The sequence below is a fragment of the Pseudomonas sp. NPDC098740 genome, from assembly GCF_044760065.1.
In the GTDB taxonomy this organism is placed as follows: domain Bacteria; phylum Pseudomonadota; class Gammaproteobacteria; order Pseudomonadales; family Pseudomonadaceae; genus Aquipseudomonas; species Aquipseudomonas rossensis.
The window spans coordinates 113,694-136,193 of record NZ_JBIWAM010000014.1 but is presented as its reverse complement, the minus strand read 5'-3'; the positions used below and the strand labels follow the sequence as shown (position 1 = coordinate 136,193).

The 22,500-nt window shown below is 59.8% G+C and carries 18 protein-coding genes, 1 tRNA gene and 1 pseudogene; 17 read left to right on the top strand and 3 right to left on the bottom strand.

The window, feature by feature from the left end; genetic code table 11:
* The first annotated feature begins 98 nt into the window (after window positions 1–98).
* The 17 genes and pseudogenes from ACIQU2_RS18565 to ACIQU2_RS18485 all read left to right on the top strand — a co-directional run bounded on the left by ACIQU2_RS18565 (window position 99) and on the right by ACIQU2_RS18485 (window position 20,203).
* Window positions 99–707, top strand: a complete 609-nt coding sequence (locus ACIQU2_RS18565; RefSeq protein ID WP_403143171.1) for a biliverdin-producing heme oxygenase — start codon at window positions 99–101, stop codon at window positions 705–707.
* Window positions 708–869: 162 nt separating this feature from the next.
* Window positions 870–1,259, top strand: coding sequence for a YbaN family protein (locus tag ACIQU2_RS18560; RefSeq protein ID WP_347803465.1), 390 nt, complete (start codon window positions 870–872; stop codon window positions 1,257–1,259).
* Window positions 1,260–1,437: 178 nt separating this feature from the next.
* A pseudogene (locus ACIQU2_RS18555) lies at window positions 1,438–2,670 on the top strand (chemotaxis protein); the annotation flags it as partial.
* 150 nt (window positions 2,671–2,820) lie between these two features.
* On the top strand, window positions 2,821–3,576 hold the full coding sequence (locus ACIQU2_RS18550) for a methyl-accepting chemotaxis protein (protein WP_403143229.1): 756 nt from the start codon (window positions 2,821–2,823) through the stop codon (window positions 3,574–3,576).
* A gap of 129 nt (window positions 3,577–3,705) precedes the next feature.
* Window positions 3,706–5,037 carry a CoA transferase gene (locus ACIQU2_RS18545; RefSeq protein ID WP_403143168.1) on the top strand — a complete coding sequence of 444 codons (1,332 nt, stop codon included), beginning with the start codon at window positions 3,706–3,708 and terminating at the stop codon, window positions 5,035–5,037.
* Window positions 5,038–5,702: 665 nt separating this feature from the next.
* Complete coding sequence (arcD, locus tag ACIQU2_RS18540; RefSeq protein WP_347803468.1) at window positions 5,703–7,130, top strand: arginine-ornithine antiporter; 1,428 nt, start codon at window positions 5,703–5,705, stop codon at window positions 7,128–7,130.
* 35 nt (window positions 7,131–7,165) lie between these two features.
* Complete coding sequence (gene arcA, locus ACIQU2_RS18535) at window positions 7,166–8,422, top strand: arginine deiminase (protein ID WP_403143165.1); 1,257 nt, start codon at window positions 7,166–7,168, stop codon at window positions 8,420–8,422.
* Window positions 8,423–8,493: 71 nt separating this feature from the next.
* Entirely contained in the window at window positions 8,494–9,504 is a 1,011-nt protein-coding gene (locus tag ACIQU2_RS18530; RefSeq protein WP_403143162.1) for an ornithine carbamoyltransferase, read from the top strand.
* A gap of 98 nt (window positions 9,505–9,602) precedes the next feature.
* Window positions 9,603–10,532 (top strand): carbamate kinase, encoded by a 930-nt coding sequence (gene arcC / locus ACIQU2_RS18525; RefSeq protein WP_403143159.1) that lies wholly within the window; start codon window positions 9,603–9,605, stop codon window positions 10,530–10,532.
* A 12-nt stretch (window positions 10,533–10,544) separates the two neighbouring features.
* Entirely contained in the window at window positions 10,545–10,907 is a 363-nt protein-coding gene (locus ACIQU2_RS18520) for a DUF5064 family protein (protein WP_347803472.1), read from the top strand.
* A 128-nt stretch (window positions 10,908–11,035) separates the two neighbouring features.
* On the top strand, window positions 11,036–12,544 hold the full coding sequence (locus ACIQU2_RS18515; protein ID WP_403143156.1) for a sigma-54-dependent transcriptional regulator: 1,509 nt from the start codon (window positions 11,036–11,038) through the stop codon (window positions 12,542–12,544).
* A gap of 452 nt (window positions 12,545–12,996) precedes the next feature.
* A complete protein-coding gene (gcvH, locus tag ACIQU2_RS18510; protein WP_008027813.1) occupies window positions 12,997–13,380 on the top strand; it encodes a glycine cleavage system protein GcvH in 384 nt (127 codons plus the stop codon).
* Window positions 13,381–13,392: 12 nt separating this feature from the next.
* The gene (gene gcvP, locus ACIQU2_RS18505; protein WP_403143153.1) at window positions 13,393–16,260 is read left to right on the top strand and encodes an aminomethyl-transferring glycine dehydrogenase; all 2,868 of its coding nucleotides are present in this window, start codon (window positions 13,393–13,395) and stop codon (window positions 16,258–16,260) included.
* Between the two features lie 202 nt (window positions 16,261–16,462).
* A complete protein-coding gene (locus tag ACIQU2_RS18500) occupies window positions 16,463–17,839 on the top strand; it encodes an L-serine ammonia-lyase (protein WP_403143150.1) in 1,377 nt (458 codons plus the stop codon).
* Between the two features lie 38 nt (window positions 17,840–17,877).
* Window positions 17,878–19,002 carry a glycine cleavage system aminomethyltransferase GcvT gene (gene gcvT / locus ACIQU2_RS18495; protein WP_403143148.1) on the top strand — a complete coding sequence of 375 codons (1,125 nt, stop codon included), beginning with the start codon at window positions 17,878–17,880 and terminating at the stop codon, window positions 19,000–19,002.
* 403 nt (window positions 19,003–19,405) lie between these two features.
* Window positions 19,406–19,618 carry a cold-shock protein gene (locus ACIQU2_RS18490; RefSeq protein ID WP_003227496.1) on the top strand — a complete coding sequence of 71 codons (213 nt, stop codon included), beginning with the start codon at window positions 19,406–19,408 and terminating at the stop codon, window positions 19,616–19,618.
* A 96-nt stretch (window positions 19,619–19,714) separates the two neighbouring features.
* Window positions 19,715–20,203 carry an RDD family protein gene (locus ACIQU2_RS18485; RefSeq protein ID WP_111451447.1) on the top strand — a complete coding sequence of 163 codons (489 nt, stop codon included), beginning with the start codon at window positions 19,715–19,717 and terminating at the stop codon, window positions 20,201–20,203.
* A gap of 134 nt (window positions 20,204–20,337) precedes the next feature.
* Here ACIQU2_RS18485 and nadA read toward each other — a convergent pair whose 3' ends face one another.
* The 3 genes from nadA to queC form a co-directional block, all read right to left on the bottom strand.
* The gene (nadA, locus tag ACIQU2_RS18480; RefSeq protein WP_403143144.1) at window positions 20,338–21,396 is read right to left on the bottom strand and encodes a quinolinate synthase NadA; all 1,059 of its coding nucleotides are present in this window, start codon (window positions 21,394–21,396) and stop codon (window positions 20,338–20,340) included.
* A 271-nt stretch (window positions 21,397–21,667) separates the two neighbouring features.
* A tRNA-Lys gene (locus ACIQU2_RS18475) sits at window positions 21,668–21,743 on the bottom strand.
* Between the two features lie 63 nt (window positions 21,744–21,806).
* Window positions 21,807–22,499, bottom strand: coding sequence for a 7-cyano-7-deazaguanine synthase QueC (queC, locus tag ACIQU2_RS18470; RefSeq protein ID WP_347803479.1), 693 nt, complete (start codon window positions 22,497–22,499; stop codon window positions 21,807–21,809).
* Window position 22,500 lies beyond the last annotated feature (1 nt).

Below are 22,500 nucleotides of genomic sequence, written 5' to 3'. Positions count from 1 at the left end.
CGCTGCTTTTAGAGAAGTGGCGCAGTGAGGTTTTTTTACTGTCAGGCGCCTGCTTATTCGTCTCGTTACCAAGCGCCTCTTTTTCTCAAGGACTTCTCATGACCACTCAGGACACTGCTCAACGCCCTGCTCTGCGTTCGCAACGTTTGAACCAGATCACAAACGAGCCTCACACCAAGCTTGATGCCTTGGTCAAAGCCCACGCCCCGTTTGAAACCCAGGCCAACTTCGCGCGTTTCGTGGTAGCTCAGTATTTGTTTCAGTCGGAACTGGTGTCGCTGTACAACGATGCCGAATTGACCGCCATCGTCCCGGACCTGCCAGCTCGCTGCCGTGCTGAAGCGGCCAAGGCGGATCTGGCTGATCTGGAAACTGAAGTTCCGGCCCCCGTCGCCGGGGCGGTGAAGAATCCAACCAAAGCCGAGGCGCTGGGTTGGCTGTTCGTGTCAGAAGGTTCGAAACTTGGCGCGGCGTTCCTGATCAAGCGTGCTGTGGGTCTCGGCTTGAGCGAAACCTTTGGTGCCCGCCATCTCGGTGAACCGGCCGGTGGCCGCGCTGAAGGCTGGAAGAGCTTCGTCAAAACCCTCGACGGGCTGGAACTCAACGCACAAGAAGAAGCCGAGTTGGATAAAGGCGCTATCGACGCGTTCAACCGCTTCACTGTGTTGCTGGAACAGGCTTACGCCTCCACCCCTGAATTCGCCTGACGGAATGCATTCCCCTGTGGGAGCGAGCTTGCTCGCGATAGCGGCTTAACATTCAACAGAGATGTTGAATGGTAGATCGCTATCGCGAGCAAGCTCGCTCCCACAGGGTTTGAGCAGGTCTTCCAAATTCCGATCTTGCCTCTTTCGACCTCCCTTGAGTCCATGCCTGCCTCCTCAAAACTCACCCGAATCCTCTTCGGCCTGCTCGCCTACATCAGCCTGGGCATCGGCCTGATCGCCATCGTCGTACCCGGCCTGCCGACCACCGAGTTCATCCTGCTGGCCGCCTGGGCCGCAACCAAGAGTTCGCCGCGCTTGAGTGCCTGGCTGGAAAACCATCGGCTGTTCGGTTCCATCCTGCGCAACTGGCGCAACGGCAAAATCATCGCCCGCCGAGCCAAGGTCAGCGCCACCGTCAGCATGCTGCTGTGCGCCGGGTTGATGCTGGTGATGCTCGATCCTGGCTGGCCGATCTTTCTGGCGATTGCCGGCATGAGCCTGGGCAATCTGTGGATCTGGTCGCGACCGGAATCGCTGCCGACAATTTCCTGAATTTCTGCCCTTTTCAGGGCATTTTCCTGCGCAAACGTTCAACTATTACCGTTCGTCGGCTTTGCGCTCATGCAACCTGCGCCCCCGCCGATGTGCATTGAATGGCGCTGAATGGACTTGGCGAACCGGGTCGATCCCGACTCACAGCCAACACCTCATCCATTCGCGAGTTCGTCCCATGTTCGACTCTCTCTCCATCCGCCTGAAAATCGTCCTGCTGTCCGGTCTGTGCCTGCTGGGCGTGGTCGCCCTGATCGTCGGCATGAATATCTACCAGACCGATCAGAACGATGAACTGGTCAGCGCCTCCAGCAGCAAGATGCTCACCGCCAGCGTGCAGAACCTGCTCCAGGCCAAGGCCGCCGAGCAAGCGGTGCGGGTGCAGAAGACCTTCGGTGAAAGCCTGCTGGTGGTGACCGCCCTGGCCGATCAGATCGAGGACATGCGCAACATGGCGAGCAAGCGCTCCCTTGACGCCGGCGCCCTGCGTGAAGAGTTGAACCAGAGCCTGAAAACCGCTTTCGAGCGCAACAGCAAAGTGCTCGGCATCTGGCTGGCATTCGAACCCAATGGCCTCGACGGCAAGGACAGCGAGTTCGCCAACGATGCAGCTCGCCAATCCAACGAAGCCGGTCGTTTCGCCAGCTACTGGAGCCGTGCCGGCGGTGTCGGGATCAACACGATCATGGTCGAAGACGACATGACCAAAACCACCTTGAGCCTCAGCGGCACACCCTACAACAGCTGGTACACCTGCCCTCGCGACAGCAAGCGCACCTGCCTGCTCGACCCCTATGCCGATACCGTCGCCGGCAAGGAAATGCTGATGACCACCATTTCCGTACCGCTGCTGGTGGATGGCAAATCCATCGGTGTGGTGGGTGTGGACATTGCCCTCGACGCACTGCAAGCGGCGGCTGTCGACTCCCAACGCGATCTGTTCAACAACGCCGGGCACATGTTGATCGTCTCCGGCAGCGGCGTGCTCGCCGGTTACAGCGTCGACGCAAGCAAGGTCGGTAAAAGCATCGGCGACACCCTGGGCGCAGACGGCAAGGACGTCCTGCAACTGCTCAGCGCTGGCACGCCGAAGATTCTCGAACAGGGCGACCTGATCCGCGCGGTGTACCCGGTCAGTCCGATTGCCGAGTCCAAAGCCTGGGGCGTGGTGATCGACCTGCCGAAACACGTGTTGCTGGCCGACTCGGTGAAACTGCAAGCCGTACTCGATGACGCCCAGCAAAGCGGCACGATCAAAGCCGTTTTGGTGGCGGTAATTGCCGGCCTGGTCGGACTGTTGCTGATCTGGCTCACGGCGTCCGGCGTGACCCGGCCGATCAACAGCGTGGCCGAGATGCTCAAGGCAATTGCCAGCGGCGACGGCGACCTGACGCAGCGTCTGCACTACAGCAAGAAAGACGAACTGGGCGAACTGGTGAGCTGGTTCAACCGTTTCCTCGACAAGTTGCAACCGACCATCGCGCAAATCAAGCAAAGCATCACCGATGCGCGCGGCACCGCCGACCAGTCTTCGGAAATCGCCCGCCAGACCAGCGAAGGCATGCAAGTGCAGTTCCGCGAAATCGACCAGGTCGCCACCGCGTCCAACGAAATGAGCGCCACCGCCCACGACGTCGCCAACAGTGCCTCGAACGCGGCTAACGCGGCGAAGGGTGCCGACCAGTCGGCCCGCGACGGCATGCAGATCATCGAACGCAGCACCCGCGACATCAATCAACTGGCCGACGAAGTCAGTAAGGCGGTGACCGAAGTCGAAGCATTGGCGGTCAACAGCGAGCAGATCGGTTCAGTGCTGGAGGTGATCCGCAGCATCGCCGAACAAACCAACCTGCTGGCGCTCAACGCGGCGATTGAAGCAGCCCGTGCCGGCGAGAGCGGTCGCGGGTTTGCGGTGGTCGCCGATGAGGTGCGCAACCTGGCCAAACGCACACAGGATTCGGTGGAAGAAATTCGCATCGTGATCGAACGCATCCAGACCGGCACTCGCGGCGTGGTTGCCACCATGCATTCGAGCCAGACCCAGGCCCACAGCAACGCCGGACAGATCCAGCAAGCGGTTAAGGCCTTGAGCAAAATCAGCGACGCAGTGACGGTCATCAGCGACATGAACCTGCAAATCGCCAGCGCCGCCGAACAGCAGAGCGCCGTGGCCGAAGAGGTCAACCGCAACGTCTCGGCGATCCGTACCGTCACCGAAACCCTGACCGGCCAGGCCACCGAATCGGCGCAGATCAGCAGCCATCTCAACTCGTTGACCTCGCATCAGATGAAATTGATGGATCAGTTTCGGGTGTAACCCTCAAAAGATCGTCCGAACGCGGCCCGAACCTTCGGCAGCTCCTACACCGATCCCTGTAGGAGCTGCCGCAGGCTGCGATCTTTTGGTCTTTTGATCTATGCTGCCCTCTCTCCCGGAGGGCCTTCGATGACTGATTTACTCACGTCCATTCAAGCCGCACTCGGCTTGCCCCACACTCAGGTCAAGTTCACCTCGAGTGGCGCCCTGCCCTCGGCGTTTGCCGTCACCGACCTTGCGTGCGCCAGCATTGCCGTTGCCGGACAGGCTGTCAGCGAATGGCTCCAGCAACACACCGGTCGCTTACCCACCCTTGAGGTCGACCGCCGACTGGCCTCTTTCTGGTTCTCCACGTCGATCCGCCCGATAGGCTGGAGTGTCCCGCCGCTCTGGGACCCGGTCGCCGGTGACTACGCCACGAAGGATGGCTGGATCCGCCTGCACACCAACGCGCCCCATCACCGCGCCGCTGCCGAAAAAGTGCTCGGCGCCTGTGCCGACCGTGCAGCGATGGCGAGCAAAGTTGCTCAATGGGCCAAAAGCGATCTGGAGCAGGCCGTGGTCGATGCCGGTGGCTGCGCCGCCGAGATGCGTAGCTGGGCGCAATGGCAGGCGCATCCCCAAGGTCAGGCGGTGAACGCCGAGCCGCTGATTCAGTTTGCTGACAACAGTCGCCAGAACGCGAAACCGTGGCAAGGCTCGGTGGCGCAACCGCTGGCCGGGATCAAGGTGCTGGATTTGACCCGCGTACTCGCCGGACCTGTCGCCAGCCGCTTCCTCGCAGGGCTTGGCGCCGACGTTTTGCGGATCGACCCTCCGACCTGGAACGAACCGGGAGTAGTGCCGGAAGTCACCCTGGGCAAACGCTGCGCACGCCTGGACCTGCACGACAAGACTGATCGCGCGGTGTTCGAAAGCCTGCTCAAGGGCGCTGACATTCTGCTCCACGGCTACCGCGCCGACGCGCTGGAACGCCTGGGTTACGGCGTCGCCGAACGCCAGAAACTGGCGCCCGGCCTGATCGACGTCAGCCTCAATGCCTACGGTTGGAGCGGCCCGTGGCAGAACCGCCGCGGCTTCGACAGTCTGGTGCAGATGAGCAGCGGGATTGCCGAAGCGGGCATGCGATGGAAGAACGCGGATAAGCCGACGCCACTGCCGGTGCAGGCGCTGGATCATGCGACCGGGTATCTGATGGCGGCTGCGGCGATCACGTTGCTGGGGTGTGGCGGGTCGGCCCGGTTGTCGCTGGCGCGGACGGCGAAGTTGTTGATTGAACAGGGCGCAGGTTCACACGAACCGCTACGGGCAGAGGATGAAAACGATCAGGGCATGTTGGTTGAGCAGACAACCTGGGGACCGGCGCATCGACTTCATGTGCCACTGAAAATCACCGGAACTCCGATGCAGTGGGCACTTCCTGCCGGGGAATTGGGTTCCCATCGCGCACAGTGGTGGTGACTTTTCGGACGCCTTCGCGGGCAAGCCCGCTCCCACAGGTTTAGCGTCGTGCTCATTACCGGCATCCGACACAAAAACTGTGGGAGATTCTATGTTGCAGGGGGACCCTGCGGTCTTAAACTCGGCTGGTATTCGCTCTGGTTTTTCGAAAACGTGCCGTGCTCCCCCTACAATCCGATGCTGCGCGAATACACCCCATCGACCACCGTTTCCATTCCAGCGACCGCTGGAAGACGAACGCCAGGGTCAGCATACCGACGGCAGTGATCGCCCAACGATTTAACTAAATAGTCAAACGGTAATAACGTTTACTGATTAATGGCCATTAACGTAATTTTATTTATAGCCAGTGCTTCTATCAGGCGCGTCTCAATAAAAGTTTTGCGTGTTGAACCTAATAATTCAATTCTCAACTACACGCAAACGAGAAATTTGCGAAAACTCAAAAACAAACTAGCTTCAAAACTCCATGCGATAGGCATTATTTCTATTTGATCTGGCCGAGGCCTTTGGATAGGGCTTTCCAGCAGTACCGTTATGTTCGGTAAAAGTTCATAAGTCTTTCAATAATAATGGAATGTGCCTATGCATTGATCCATGTCAGATGAGTGAATAACTAACAGAATTATTCTGTTGTCTCTCTTCTCCTGCATTGGAGTCATGCAATGTCTGAATCCCCCGGAAAACTGAAACTCGGTGCACTTGTTGCACTGGTGGTCGGCTCAATGATTGGTGGCGGGATCTTCTCTTTGCCGCAGAACATGGCCGCCAGTGCCGACGTCGGCGCGGTGCTGATCGGTTGGGCGATCACCGCCGTAGGCATGCTGACGCTGGCCTTCGTGTTCCAGACCCTGGCCAATCGCAAGCCTGATCTGGACGGCGGGGTCTACGCCTACGCCAAAGCCGGTTTCGGCGACTACATGGGTTTCTCGTCCGCCTGGGGTTACTGGATCAGTGCCTGGCTGGGCAACGTCGGTTACTTCGTTTTGCTCTTCAGCACCCTCGGTTACTTTTTCCCGATTTTTGGCGAGGGCAATACTGTCGCCGCCGTTATTGGCGCTTCGGTGCTGCTCTGGGCCGTGCATTTCCTGGTGCTGCGCGGGATCAAGGAAGCGGCGTTCATCAACCTGGTGACCACCGTCGCCAAGATCGTGCCGCTGGTCCTGTTTGTGCTGATCGCGATTTTCGCCTTCAAGCTGGACATCTTCACCGCTGACATCTGGGGCGTGAAAAACCCGGACCTGGGTAGCGTGATGAACCAGGTGCGCAACATGATGCTGGTCACCGTCTGGGTGTTCATCGGTATCGAAGGTGCGAGCATTTTCTCGGCCCGTGCGGAAAAACGCAGCGACGTCGGTAAAGCCACGGTGATCGGCTTCATCACCGTGCTGCTGTTTCTGGTGCTGGTGAATGTGCTGTCGCTGGGCATCATGACTCAACCGGAACTGGCCAAACTGCAAAACCCTTCGATGGCCGCGGTGCTGGAGCATGTGGTCGGTCATTGGGGCGCGGTGCTGATCAGCGTTGGCCTGATCATCTCGCTGCTCGGCGCGTTGCTGTCGTGGGTGTTGCTGTGCGCAGAGATCATGTTCGCCGCCGCCAAGGACCACACCATGCCGGCCTTCCTGCGCAAAGAAAACGCCAACCATGTGCCGGTCAATGCGCTGTGGCTGACCAACGCAATGGTCCAGCTGTTCCTCATCATCACACTGTTTTCCGCCAGCACTTACCTGTCGCTGATCTACCTCGCCACCTCGATGATTCTGGTGCCATATCTGTGGTCGGCGGCCTACGCGCTGCTGCTGGCGGTGCGCGGCGAGAGCTATGAAAACGCTGCCGCCGAACGCAGCAAGGACCTGTTCATCGGCGCCGTTGCGTTGATTTACGCGGTCTGGCTGATCTATGCCGGTGGCGTCAAATACCTGCTGCTCTCCGCCCTGCTCTATGCCCCCGGCGCGATCCTGTTCGCCAAGGCCAAGCTTGAAGTCAACAAACCGGTTTTCACCAACGTCGAGAAGCTGATTTTCGCCGCAGTCGTCGCAGGCGCCCTGGTGGCGGCCTACGGGCTGTATGACGGCTTTCTGACCCTGTAACACCTGATTGTTTTGTCATCTGGAGGATCACTGTAATGACCACGGAAAGAGTTAAGTACGGCGTACATTCCGAAGCCGGCAAACTGCGCAAAGTCATGGTTTGCTCCCCCGGCCTGGCCCACCAGCGGCTGACCCCGAACAACTGCGATGAACTGCTTTTCGATGATGTGCTGTGGGTTGCCCAGGCCAAGCGTGACCATTTCGACTTCGTCAACAAAATGCGTGAACGCAACATCGACGTGCTGGAAATGCACAACCTGCTGACCGACATCGTCGCGATCCCCGAAGCGCTGGACTGGATTCTGGAACGTAAGGTCACCGCCAATTCGGTCGGCCTTGGCCTGATCAATGAAGTCGGTTCGTGGCTGCGCAGCCTGGAGCCGCGCAAGATTGCCGAGTTCCTGATTGGCGGCGTCTCTGCCGATGACCTGCCGGACAGCTTCGGCGGCAAGACCATCCAGATGTTCCGCGACTTCCTCGGCCACTCCAGCTTCATTCTGCCGCCGCTGCCCAACACCCAGTTCACCCGCGACACCACCTCTTGGATCTACGGTGGCGTGACGCTGAACCCAATGTACTGGCCGGCGCGCCGCCAGGAAACCTTGCTGGCCAGCGCCATTTACAAATTCCATCCGCAGTTCACCAACGCCGACTTTGAAATCTGGTACGGCGACCCGGATCAGGAACACGGCAGCGCCACCCTCGAAGGCGGCGACGTGATGCCAATCGGTAATGGCGTGGTGTTGATCGGTATGGGCGAACGCTCGTCCCGTCAGGCCATCGGCCAACTGGCGCTGAACCTGTTCAAGAACAAAGCCGTGGAAAAAATTATCGTCGCCGGCCTGCCGAAGTCCCGCGCGGCGATGCACCTGGACACCGTGTTCAGCTTCTGCGACCGCGACCTGGTCACCATCTTCCCCGAAGTGGTGAACCAGATCGTCGCCTTCACCCTGCGCCCTGACGAAGGCAAACCGGGCGGCATCGACATCCGCCGCGAGGAAACCAACCTCCTCAACACCGTGGCCCAGGCACTCAACCTCAAAGCCTTGCGCATGGTGGAAACCGGCGGCAACAGCTTTGCCGCCGAACGCGAGCAGTGGGACGACGGCAACAACGTGGTCGCCTTGGAGCCCGGCGTGGTGATCGGTTATGACCGCAACACCTACACCAACACCCTGCTGCGCAAGGCCGGCGTGGAAGTCATCACCATCAGCGCCGGTGAACTGGGACGCGGGCGTGGCGGCGGCCACTGCATGACCTGCCCGATCATTCGCGACCCTATCGACTATTAATTCTGGTGCCCGGCTTCACGCTTACAACGCGTGAAGCAGGCGGATAACCGAAACTTAAGGAGATCCACATCATGGCTTTCAACATGCGTAACCGCAGCCTGCTCTCGCTGATGCACCACACCACTCGCGAGCTGAATTACCTGCTGGACCTGTCCCGCGACCTCAAGCGCGCCAAATACACCGGCACCGAGCGTCCGCACCTGCAAGGCAAAAATATCGCGCTGATTTTCGAAAAGACCTCGACCCGCACCCGTTGCGCGTTCGAAGTGGCGGCTCATGACCAGGGCGCTCATGTCACCTATATCGACCCGGTGTCGTCGCAGATCGGCCACAAGGAAAGCATGAAAGACACCGCCCGCGTGCTCGGGCGGATGTTCGACGCCATCGAGTACCGTGGCTTCGAACAGGAGATCGTCGAAGAGCTGGCCAAGTTCGCCGGCGTGCCGGTGTTCAACGGCCTGACCGCTGAATTCCACCCTACGCAAATGATCGCCGACGTGCTGACCATGCGCGAACACAGCGACAAACCGCTGCATGACATCAGCTACGCCTACCTCGGCGACGCCCGCTACAACATGGGCAACTCGCTGCTGATGATTGGCGCCAAACTGGGCATGGACGTGCGCATCGCCGCACCGAAAGCGTTGTGGCCGCATCAGGATTTCATTGATCAGTGCAAGGGCTTCGCCGAAGAAAGCGGCGCACGTATCACCATCACTGAAGACCCGAAAGAAGCGGTCAAGGGCGTGGACTTCATCCACACCGATATCTGGGTGTCGATGGGTGAACCAGTGGAAGCGTGGGACGAGCGCATCGAGCAACTGCTGCCGTACCAGGTCAACGCGAAAATGATGAAATCCTCGGGCAACCCGCGGGTGAAGTTCATGCACTGCCTGCCGGCGTTCCACAACAGCGAAACCAAGGTCGGCAAGGACATCGCCGCGCGGTATCCGCACCTGGCCAATGGCGTCGAAGTGACTGAAGAAGTCTTCGAATCGCCGGCCAACATCGCCTTCGAGCAAGCGGAAAACCGCATGCACACCATCAAGGCGATCCTGGTGTCGGCGTTGGCGGATATCTAAAGGCTCACCCGGCGTCCCCCTGTAGGAGCCGGCTTGCTGGCTCCTACAGGGGGACGCCCCGGGGCATCCGCAATTTCTCTGTTTAGAAGGACTGCATTATGCGTATCGTCGTTGCTCTGGGCGGTAACGCCCTGCTCCGCCGTGGTGAACCGATGACCGCGGACAACCAACGGGCCAACATCCGGATCGCCACCAAACAGATCGCCAAAATTTATGCCGGCAATGAACTGGTGATCGCCCACGGTAATGGCCCCCAGGTTGGCCTGCTGTCGCTGCAAGCGGCGGCCTACACTTCGGTTTCGCCTTACCCGCTGGACGTGCTCGGTGCCGAAACCGAAGGCATGATCGGCTACATCATCGAACAGGAACTGGGCAACCTGCTGGACTTCGAAGTGCCCTTCGCCACACTCCTGACCCAAGTCGAGGTCGACGCCAAGGACCCGGCGTTCCAGAATCCGACCAAACCCATCGGCCCGGTCTACGCCAAGGCCGAAGCGGAAAAACTTGCCGCCGAAAAAGGCTGGGCGATTGCCCCGGACGGTGACAAATTCCGCCGCGTAGTGGCCAGCCCGAGACCGAAACGCATCTTCGAAATCCGCCCGATCAAGTGGCTGCTGGAAAAAGGCAGCATCGTGATTTGCGCCGGCGGTGGCGGCATCCCGACGGTGTATGGCGCCCACGGCAAGCTGCAAGGCGTGGAAGCGGTGATAGACAAAGACCTGTGCTCGGCGCTGCTGGCCGAACAGCTCGAGAGCGATCTGCTGGTGATTGCCACCGACGTCAGCGCGGCCTTCATCGACTTCGGCAAACCGACCCAGAAAGCCATCGCCCAGGCTCACCCGGACGATATGGAAAAACTCGGCTTCGCCGCCGGCTCCATGGGGCCGAAGGTTCAAGCCGCCTGCGAGTTCGCGCGCCACACTGGAAAAGTCGCGGTGATCGGTTCACTCTCGGACATCGAAGCGATCGTCCAGGGCAAGGCCGGCACGCGGATCAGCACGGCGACACCTGGCATAACTTATTTATAAGGAGAGACGTCAATGGCAACGTTCGAGCCCGGTCACTTGCACATCGAGCGCCACGCGCTGAACAAGGATGATGTCAGCTACGACCTGTGTATCGACTATGAAGTGACTCAGGATCCCAAAGAAGGCAAAGGGATGCTGTTCACGATGCATGGCAGCATCGAGGGTAGTGATTTGAAGGAGTCATTCTTCCTGCCCAAGGATCAGGCCTACAACTTCGCGAGCAACGTGACGAAAATCGCCGAGAAGTACGGCCTTCCCAAGGTGCACAGCAACATCGGTTCCGTGCACAAATACTACGATGCGATGTTCGAAGACGTACGGGTGCAACTGGACATGAAATCCGGCGATCCGGTCAAACCCGAACACCTGGAGTAACTCACTCCCCTCTGTAGGAGCCGGCTTGCCGGCGCCTACAGGTGGTGTTTCCATCACTCGATTTCACCAACCACCCTCCTCCAAGGCATACTTGCCACCCTCCGCACTCCAGAACCCAACAACGCCCCATGCGTATCCACGTCAGCTTCATCGACCGCGTCGGCATTACCCAGGAAGTCCTGGCCCTGCTCGGTGGGCGCAATCTCAATCTGGATGCGGTGGAAATGGTTCCGCCCAACGTCTACATCGACGCCCCGACGCTGAGCCCGGAAGTCCTCGAAGAGCTGCGCGATGCGTTGTTCAGCGTGCGCGGCGTGCAAGCGGTGACGGTGGTCGACATTCTTCCCGGTCAGCGTCGGCACCTGCAGCTTGATGCGCTGCTCGCGGCCATGACCGACCCGGTCCTGGCGCTGGACAGTGCCGGCAAGGTGCTGCTGGCCAACCCGGCACTGATTGCCCTGTACGGTTGCGAGCCTGACGGCGAAAGCATCGCCGACCTGTTCGCCGACCCGGCACTGCTCGAAGCCTTGCTGGAAAACGGCTTCCGCCTGCCGCTGCGGGAAGTCACCGTCAACGGCCAGACGTTGCTGCTGGACGCCACACCGATCACCGACGCCGGCGCCCTGCTGACCCTGTATCAACCCAACCGTATCGGCGAACGCCTGTCGGCGCTGCACCACGACCATGCCGAAGGTTTCGATGCGCTGCTCGGTGAGTCCCCGGCGATTCGGACCCTCAAGGCCCGCGCCCAGCGCGTTGCGGCCCTCGATGCGCCGTTGCTGATCCAGGGCGAAACCGGCACCGGCAAAGAACTGGTGGCGCGTGCCTGCCACGCCATCAGCGCTCGGCACAGTTCGCCATTTTTGGCGCTGAACTGCGCGGCATTGCCGGAGAACCTCGCCGAAAGCGAGCTGTTCGGCTACGCCCCCGGCGCCTTCACCGGCGCACAACGGGGCGGCAAACCCGGGCTGATGGAACTGGCCAACCAGGGCACGGTGTTTCTCGATGAGATCGGCGAGATGTCGCCGTACTTGCAGGCCAAGTTGCTGCGCTTCTTGAACGACGGCAGCTTCCGCCGGGTGGGCGGGGATCGTGAGGTGAAGGTCAATGTGCGGATCCTCAGCGCCACGCACCGCGACCTGGAAAAAATGGTCAGCGAGGGTTCGTTCCGCGAAGACCTCTTCTATCGCCTCAACGTCCTGAACGTCGAAGTCCCGCCCCTGCGCGAACGCGGCCAGGACATCCTGCTGCTGGCCCGCTACTTCATGCAGCAGGCCTGCGCGCAGATCCAGCGCCCGGTCTGTCGCCTGGCGCCAGGCACCTATCCGGCACTGCTGGGCAATCGCTGGCCGGGCAACGTGCGGCAATTGCAGAACGTGATCTTCCGCGCCGCCGCCATATGCGAAAGCAGCCTGGTCGACATTGGCGACCTCGATATCGCCGGCACCTCCGTGGCGCGTCAGAGTGACAGCGACGTCGATAGCCTCGAACAGGCGATGGAAGAGTTCGAAAAAACCCTGCTGGAAAAACTCTACGTCAGCTACCCCTCGACCCGCCAACTGGCCAGCCGCCTGCAAACCTCTCACACGGCAATTGCCCATCGGTTACGCAAGTACGGCATTCCCAACAAAGCATAAGGTCGTTGGTAGAACACAATCCCACCGCCAACACTTGACCACTGTGGGAGCGAGCTTGCTCGCGATAGCTGACTGACATTCAACAGAGATGTCGACTGTTGCACCGCTATCGCGAGCAAGCTCGCTCCCACAGGTTTTGTGTGCGGCCCAGTATCTCCAAAGCGACCTCCATCTGTACTGAAAGCGCTACAGCGGAACGATATCGATACACCCTCTCCTGATCGCCGCTGTGCAAGGCTTTGATCCACTTAGTCTTTTTTCTCCACCCTGTGCTGTAGCGATTTCGCTACAGCCAGCAAATTCATATACCTTGAACAAACATATAAGTCATTGATTTATAACGATTAAATAACATTGGCCGCGATTTTGCTTAGTAACCGCTTATAAAGCAGGGCTTTTGCCCAAGCATTCAATCGCGCCCACCAGACGAGTCTGGCCCCTTAGGAGTTTCCATGAGCGAGTTGCGTTTTACTGAAGATCACGAATGGCTGCGTACCGAAGCTGACGGCAGCGTCACAGTCGGCATCACCGCTTTCGCACAGAACGCCCTGGGCGACGTGGTTTTCGTACAACTGCCTGAGCTGCAGTCCTACGACAAAGGCGCTGAAGCCGCCACCGTGGAATCGGTAAAAGCCGCCAGCGGCGTGTACATGCCGCTGGATGGTGAAGTGCTGGAAGTAAACCCGGCGCTGGATAGCAGCCCTGAACTGGTCAACGAAGATCCGCTGGGCGAAGGCTGGTTCTTCCGCTTCCAGCCAACCGATGCATCGGCTGTCGCCAAACTGCTGGATCAAGACGCCTACGACCGTCTGATCAAAGCCAACGCCGAAGCCTGAGGAGCGCCCAACATGACTCAAGTACCTTCTGTTTCTGTAAACGTGACCACCGCCAACGAATTCATCGCCCGCCACATCGGCCCGCGCGCCGGCGATGAGCAAGCCATGCTCAACAGCCTCGGCTTCGACTCGCTGGAAGCCCTGAGCGCCAGCGTCATCCCCGACAGTATCAAGGGCACCAGCGTCCTCGGCCTCGAAGACGGCCTGAGCGAAGCCGATGCCCTGGCCTTGATCAAGTCCATCGCCGGCAAAAACCAGTTGTTCAAGACCTACATTGGCCAGGGTTACTACGGCACGCACACGCCGTCGCCAATCCTGCGCAACCTGCTGGAAAACCCGGCCTGGTACACCGCGTACACCCCGTACCAACCGGAAATTTCCCAGGGCCGTCTCGAAGCGCTGCTGAACTTCCAGACCCTGATCAGCGACCTCACCGGCCTGCCGATCGCCAACGCGTCCTTGCTCGACGAAGCCACCGCCGCCGCCGAAGCGATGACCTTCTGCAAACGCCTGAGCAAGAACAAGGGCAGCCACGCGTTCTTCGCGTCGGTGCATTGCCACCCGCAAACCCTCGACGTGCTGCGCACCCGGGCCGAGCCGCTGGGCATCGACGTAGTCGTTGGCGACGAGCGTGAACTGAGCGACGTGTCGCCGTTCTTCGGCGCCTTGCTGCAATACCCGGCAAGCAACGGTGATGTGTTCGACTACCGCGCACTGACCGAACACTTCCACGCCGCCAACGCATTGGTGGCGGTCGCCGCCGACCTGCTGGCCCTGACCGTGCTGACCCCGCCGGGCGAATTCGGTGCCGACGTCGCCATCGGCAGCGCACAACGCTTCGGTGTGCCGCTGGGCTTCGGTGGCCCGCACGCGGCGTATTTCTCCACCAAGGATGCGTTCAAACGCGACATGCCGGGCCGTCTGGTCGGCGTCTCGGTGGACCGTTTCGGCAAGCCGGCCCTGCGCCTGGCGATGCAAACCCGCGAGCAACATATCCGCCGCGAGAAGGCCACCAGCAACATCTGCACCGCCCAGGTGCTGCTGGCCAACATCGCCAGCATGTACGCCGTGTACCACGGCCCGAAAGGCCTGACGCAGATCGCCAATCGTGTGCATCACCTGACCGCGATTCTGGCCCAAGGCTTGAGCGCATTGGGCCTGAGCGTCGAGCAGGAAAACTTCTTCGACACCTTGACCCTGAACACCGGCGCCAACACCGCCCAGCTGCACGAGCAGGCGCGTGCTCAGCAGATCAACCTGCGCGTGGTCGATGGTGAACGTCTGGGCCTGTCCCTCGACGAAACCACTTCGCAAGCTGACGTGGAAACCCTGTGGGCCCTGCTGGCCGACGGCAAAACCCTGCCAGACTTCGCGGCATTGGCTGTAACCGTCCAAAGCACGATCCCAGCCGCCCTGCTGCGTCATTCGCCGATCCTCAGCCACCCGGTGTTCAACCGTTATCACTCGGAAACCGAGCTGATGCGCTACCTGCGCAAACTGGCCGACAAGGACCTGGCGCTGGACCGCACCATGATCCCGCTGGGTTCGTGCACCATGAAACTCAACGCCGCCAGCGAAATGATCCCGGTGACCTGGGCCGAGTTCGGTGCCCTGCACCCGTTCGCCCCGACCGAGCAAAGCGCCGGTTATCAGCAGCTGACCGATGAACTGGAAGCGATGCTGTGCGCCGCCACCGGTTACGACGCGATCTCGCTGCAACCGAACGCCGGTTCGCAAGGTGAATACGCCGGGCTGCTGGCGATTCGCGCCTACCACCAGAGCCGTGGCGAAGACCGTCGCGACATCTGCCTGATCCCCTCGTCCGCCCACGGCACCAACCCGGCGACCGCCAACATGGCCGGCATGCGCGTGGTCGTCACCGCCTGCGATGCCCGCGGCAACGTCGACATCGAAGACCTGCGCGCCAAGGCCATCGAGCACCGCGAGCATCTCGCGGCATTGATGATCACCTACCCGTCGACGCACGGCGTGTTCGAAGAAGGCATCCGCGAAATCTGCGGCATCATTCACGACCACGGCGGCCAGGTGTACATCGACGGCGCCAACATGAACGCCATGGTCGGCCTCTGTGCCCCGGGCAAGTTCGGCGGCGACGTGTCGCACCTGAACCTGCACAAAACCTTCTGCATCCCCCACGGCGGTGGCGGCCCGGGCGTCGGCCCGATTGGCGTCAAGTCGCACCTGACGCCGTTCCTCCCGGGTCACGGCACCATGGAGCGTAAAGAAGGCGCGGTCTGCGCCGCACCGTTCGGCAGCGCGAGCATTTTGCCGATCACCTGGATGTACATTCGGATGATGGGTGGCGCCGGCCTCAAACGTGCCTCGCAACTGGCGATCCTCAATGCCAACTACATTTCCCGTCGCCTCGAAGAGCACTACCCGGTGCTGTACACCGGCAGCAACGGCTTGGTGGCGCACGAATGCATCCTCGACCTGCGTCCGTTGAAAGACAGCAGCGGCATCAGCGTCGATGACGTCGCCAAGCGCCTGATCGACTTCGGCTTCCATGCCCCGACCATGTCGTTCCCGGTGGCCGGCACGTTGATGATCGAGCCGACCGAAAGCGAATCCAAGGAAGAACTGGACCGCTTCTGCGACGCCATGATCCGCATCCGCGAAGAAATCCGCGCGGTGGAAAACGGCACCCTGGACAAGGACGACAACCCGCTGAAAAACGCCCCGCACACCGCGGCGGAAATCGTCGGCGAGTGGACGCATCCGTACAGCCGTGAGCAAGCGGTGTATCCGGTAGCGTCGCTGATCGAAGGCAAGTACTGGCCACCGGTCGGTCGCGTCGACAACGTGTTTGGCGACCGCAACCTGATCTGTGCCTGCCCGTCGATCGAAAGCTACGCTTAAACCATAGGGGGCGGGTTTACTCGCCCCATTTTCAAGGACACCGCATATCCCCTGTGGGAGCGAGCTTGCTCGCGATAGCGGTCTTTCAGTCGACATTGATAGTGAATGTCAGTCTGCTATCGCGAGCAAGCTCGCTCCCACAGGGGCCTGTGCAAAACACCAGATTGCGCCAATTCCTATAACAAGAAACCGGAGAACAACCATGTCTTTAAGCGTGTTCGACCTGTTCAAGATTGGCATCGGCCCCTCCAGCTCCCACACCGTCGGCCCGATGCGCGCTGCGGCACGTTTCGCCGAAGGTTTGCGCCGTGAAGGGCTGCTGACCGCAACCACTTGCGTCAAAGTCGAACTCTACGGATCACTCGGCGCCACCGGCAAAGGCCACGGCAGTGACAAGGCTGTGTTGCTGGGCCTGGAAGGCGAACACCCGGACACCGTGAACACCGAAACCGTCGCCGCCCGTCTGCAAGAGATTCGTGGCAATGGTCGCTTGAATCTGCTCGGCGAACACAGCATTGCGTTCAATGAGAAAGAACATTTGGCGATGATCCGCAAACCGTTGGCCTATCACCCCAACGGCATGATCTTTCGCGCCTTCGACGCCGCGGGCCTGCAAATCCGCAGCCGCGAGTACTACTCGGTCGGCGGCGGTTTTGTGGTCGATGAAGACGCCGCTGGCGCCGACCGCATTGTCGAAGACGCCACACCACTGACCTTCCCGTTCAAAAGCGCGAAGGACCTGCTCGGTCACTGCGCCACCTATGGTCTGTCGATCAGCCAGGTGATGCTGACCAACGAAAGTGCTTGGCGCCCGGAAGCGGAAACCCGCGCCGGCCTGCTGAAAATCTGGCAAGTGATGCAGGACTGCGTCGACGCCGGTTGTCGTAACGAAGGCATCCTGCCCGGTGGCTTGAAGGTCAAACGTCGGGCGGCCGCGCTGCATCGGCAACTGTGCAAGAACCCGGAATCGTCCCTGCGCGATCCGCTGTCGGTGCTGGACTGGGTCAACCTCTACGCACTGGCGGTCAACGAAGAAAACGCCAACGGCGGGCGCGTGGTGACGGCTCCCACCAACGGTGCGGCAGGGATCGTCCCCGCTGTTTTGCATTACTACATGCGCTTCATCCCCGGGGCCAACGAAGACGGCGTCGTACGCTTTCTGCTGACCGCGGCCGCGATCGGCATTCTCTATAAAGAAAACGCCTCGATCTCCGGCGCTGAAGTCGGCTGTCAGGGTGAGGTTGGCGTGGCTTGCTCCATGGCCGCCGGCGCCCTGTGCGAAGTCCTCGGCGGCACCGTGCAGCAAGTGGAAAACGCCGCGGAAATCGGCATGGAACACAACCTCGGCCTGACCTGCGACCCGATTGGCGGGCTGGTGCAAGTGCCTTGCATCGAGCGCAACGCCATGGGGTCGGTCAAGGCGATCAATGCGGTGCGCATGGCCCTGCGTGGCGACGGTCAGCACTTCGTCTCCCTCGACAAGGTCATCCGCACCATGCGTCAGACCGGCGCCGACATGAAAAGCAAATACAAGGAAACCGCCCGGGGCGGTTTGGCGGTCAACATTATCGAGTGCTGATGCTCACGCGCATTTGCACACTTTTTCAGGAGCTGAATATGTCCACCGAACAACTGTCGAAAACCCCGCTGCACGCACTGCACATCGAACTCGGCGCCCGCATGGTGCCGTTTGCTGGCTACGACATGCCGGTGCAATACCCGCTCGGCGTGATGAAAGAACACCAGCACACCCGTGATCAGGCCGGGCTGTTCGATGTCTCGCACATGGGCCAGATCCGCCTGACCGGCGCCAATGCCGCCAAGGCGCTGGAAAGCCTGGTGCCGGTCGACATCATCGACTTGCCGGTGGGCACGCAGCGCTACGCGATGTTCACCAACGAAACCGGCGGCATCCTCGACGACCTGATGGTCGCCAACCTGGGTAACGACGAACTGTTCCTGGTGGTCAACGCCGCCTGCAAGGACCAGGACCTGGCGCATCTGCGCAAACACATCGGCGACCAGTGCACCATCGAGCCGCTGTTCGAAGAACGCGCCCTGCTCGCTCTGCAAGGTCCGGCCGCCGTCACCGTGCTCGAGCGCCTGGCGCCTGAAGTGGCGAAGATGACCTTCATGCAGTTCGCTCGCGTGAAATTGCTGGGCGTGGACTGCTTTGTCAGCCGTTCGGGTTATACCGGTGAAGACGGTTACGAAATCTCCGTGCCGGCCGCCAACGCCGAAGCCCTGGCTCGCGCCCTGTTGGCCGAACCTGAAGTGGCGGCCATCGGCCTTGGCGCTCGCGACTCCCTGCGCCTGGAAGCCGGTCTGTGCCTCTATGGCCACGACATGAACACCGAGACCACCCCGATCGAAGCCAGCCTGCTGTGGGCCATCTCCAAGCCTCGTCGCGCTGATGGCGCTCGTGCCGGCGGCTTCCCAGGCGCTGAAACCGTGTTCGGACAGCAACAAGCCGGTGTCAGCCGCAAGCGCGTTGGCCTGTTGCCTCAGGAACGCACGCCGGTGCGCGAAGGCGCAGAGATCGTCAATGAAGCAGGCGACATCATTGGTGCGGTTTGCAGTGGCGGCTTCGGTCCGACCCTGGGCGGCCCTTTGGCGATGGGTTACGTCGACAGTGCTTACATCGCTCTCGATTCGCCGGTATGGGCGATTGTTCGTGGGAAAAAGGTGCCTCTGCTTGTAAGCAAAATGCCATTTGTTCCACAACGCTACTACCGCGGCTGATTGACTGTTTCTATAAGTAACGCGGTTGCGTTAACGGCGCACTAATGTGTAACGCAACCGCCATAAAACAGTGCATAACATAGGTTGTAAGCTTCGTTTATGAACGTTGCTTATAACGATCGAAAACATTTGAACACCGCCATCGCATAAGCCCGCACTAGTTGACGCATAAACGCGCCAACGCGAGCAATTGCGGGCCCTCCACAGGGCTTGTTTTTTCTCCCGTAGTTGGCGTAGAGTTTGTTCACTGTGTTTGCATGGGTCGCTTGGAATCGTGACCTGGGCAGTAGCCTACAAGTTAGCTACATCCCGTTCGACGTCTTCTTACTCTCCTGCAACCAGCCCCAGTGCTCTTTCACAAGAAGGAGGCTGTCATTAATTTTTTGCGTCAAAGGAATAAGAAATGTCCACACGTCAGAGCGGTACCGTCAAGTGGTTTAACGACGAGAAAGGTTTTGGTTTTATCACTCCAGAAAGCGGTCCGGATCTGTTCGTGCATTTCCGCGCTATTCAGGGCAACGGCTTCAAGAGCCTGAAAGAAGGCCAGAAAGTGACTTTCGTTGCTGTGCAAGGCCAGAAAGGCATGCAGGCTGACGAGGTACAAGCAGAAGCCTGATCTTCTGTAACGAAAAAGCCCCTGATGCTGATATCAGGGGCTTTTTTGTGCGCGTAAATCCGTAAAATGGCTTCTTTTTTCCGTCCAGAGGCTGCCATGTCGAAACATCTTCTCAAACCCCAGGGCGACTTTCCTGCCGTCACCCTGGGTCGTCGCCTGGCAGCGATGTTCTACGACTTCCTGTTGTGTACCGCCCTGCTGATCGTCACCAGCGGGATTTACAAGATGATCCAGATGGCGATCATCGGCGAAGACAAAATGCGCACCCTGACCGAAGCCGGCGCGCTGGACGGCGATCCATTGCTCTCAACGGTGCTGCTGTTTGTGCTGTTCGGCTTCTTCGCCAAGTTCTGGACTTGGTCCGGTCAGACCCTGGGCATGCAGGTCTGGTGCATACGCGTGCAAAACGCCGACGGTTCATCCATCAGCCTGTGGCAGGCATTGCTGCGCTTTGTGGTGTCGATCGCGTCCTTGCTGTGCGTCGGGCTGGGTTTCTTCTGGTCGCTGTTCGACAAACAGAAACGCAGCTGGCATGACATCTACTCCAATACCCAGCTCGTGCGAATTCCAAAGAAAACCAAGTAATCCAGCCATACGAAAACCACTGTGGGAGCGAGCTTGCTCGCGATGGCGGCGTTTCAGTCAACATGTATGTGACTGACAGACCGCTATCGCGAGCAAGCTCGCTCCCACAGTTTTTTGCAACTAGCTGACAGATCTCAGGCGTTGCCGGCTAATTTCATCCGCGCGGCCTGGGTGAAGTCGAGCATGCGCTTGAGCGGCCGAATCGCTTGTGGAATCAGTGCGGGATCGACAAAGATCTCGTTAGTCCCTTCCTTCAAGCTCTTCAGCGTGCGCTCAAGGGTGTTCATCGCCATCCATGGGCAATGTGCGCAACTGCGGCATGCTGCGCCGTTACCGGCCGTTGGCGCTTCGATGAAGACCTTGTCCGGGCACAGCTGCTGCATCTTGTAGAAGATGCCGCGATCAGTGGCGACGATAAAGGTCTTGTTCGGCAGGCTCTGCGCTGCTGCAATCAATTGACTGGTAGAGCCAACGGCATCCGCCAACTCGATCACCGCCGTCGGCGACTCCGGGTGCACGAGAATCGCTGCATCCGGGTACAGCGCCTTCATGTCTTCGAGCTGCTTGGACTTGAACTCCTCGTGAACGATGCAGGCACCGTCCCACAGCAGCATGTCCGCACCGGTCTGGCGCTGGATGTAGGTGCCCAGGTGTTTGTCCGGGCCCCAAATGATGGTTTCGCCGTTATCCATCAGGCTTTCGATGATCTCCAGCGCGCAGCTTGAAGTCACCACCCAATCCGCCCGGGCTTTGACCGCCGCCGACGTGTTGGCATACACCACCACGGTACGCTCCGGGTGCTGATCACAGAACGCCGAGAACTCGTCCACCGGGCAACCCAGGTCCAGCGAGCAAGTCGCTTCCAGAGTTGGCATCAGGATGCGTTTTTCAGGGTTGAGGATTTTGGCGGTCTCGCCCATGAACTTCACACCGGCGACCACCACGGTCTTGGCCGGATGAGCATTGCCGAAGCGGGCCATCTCCAGCGAGTCGGAGACGCAACCACCGGTTTCTTCGGCCAGGGCCTGAATAACCGGATCGCAATAGAAGTGAGCAACCAGCACCGCATCCTGAGCCTTGAGCTCGGCAGCGATGGCGGCACGGTAATAGGCCTCCTCCTCGGCAGTCAGCGGCTTTGGCTGCTTGGCGTCGAGGTGGGCTTGAACCAGAAGGCGTTCGGAAATCTGCGTCATGTTCGCAAGACCTGCAGGCGCTTTCGCGCGAAAGTCGAGTATACACCCGGCTCCGGCCCCTTCAGGGTACCGCCGGGAGAGTGAGTATCATCAGGCACGGACAACGTTGAAGCTGCGCAAGGCTACAGAATATCCCGTGGATGCAAAAGATGATTCTGACCTGCGTCACGGGTTGCAGCCCGGAACTAAGCGAGCTCAAATCGCGGGCAAAAAAAAATCCGGAAATCCTCACTTGCGTGGGCCTTCCAGACTTTTAAAACTGCTACAAAAATGGTGGGTCGTGTGGGATTCGAACCTACGACCAATTGGTTAAAAGCCAACTGCTCTACCAACTGAGCTAACGACCCGCTGTGTGGTGGCGCGTATAATACTGATTTTTAAGGACTATTCAACACCTAATTTGAAATAAATCAAAAATAAGGTGTTGGGTCGCTGATTCCGGCTGCCGCAAAGCCTTCTGCACGCAGGCGACAGCTGTCGCATTTGCCGCATGCGCGGCCATTATCGTCGGCCTGATAGCAGGAAACAGTCAGCCCGTAATCAACACCCAGCTTCACGCCTGCCTGGACAATTTGCGCCTTGCTCAGGTTCTGCAGTGGTGCCTGAATACGAAAGCCCAGCCCTTCTACGCCGGCCTTGGTCGCCAGATTGGCCATGCGCTCGAAAGACTCGATGAACTCGGGACGGCAGTCTGGGTATCCGGAGTAATCCACGGCGTTCACACCAATAAAGATGTCACGCGCGCCCAGCACTTCAGCCCAGCCCAGAGCCAGGGACAGGAACACCGTGTTGCGCGCCGGCACGTAAGTTACCGGGATGCCTTCGCCCGCCACTTCCGGCACATCGATACTGCTATCGGTCAGTGCAGAACCGCCGATGCCATTCAGGTTCAGACCGATGACCTTGTGTTCGATAACACCCAAGTCTCGGGCGACACGTTCGGCGGCGTGCAATTCGGCGTGAGACCGCTGACCGTAGTCGAAGCTCATGGTGTAGCAGCTGTAGCCTTCAGCACGAGCCATGGCCACAACGGTCGCGGAGTCGAGCCCGCCGGACAGCAGGATGACCGCACGTTTTTCAGCAGTGTTCAGTTGTTCAGTCATT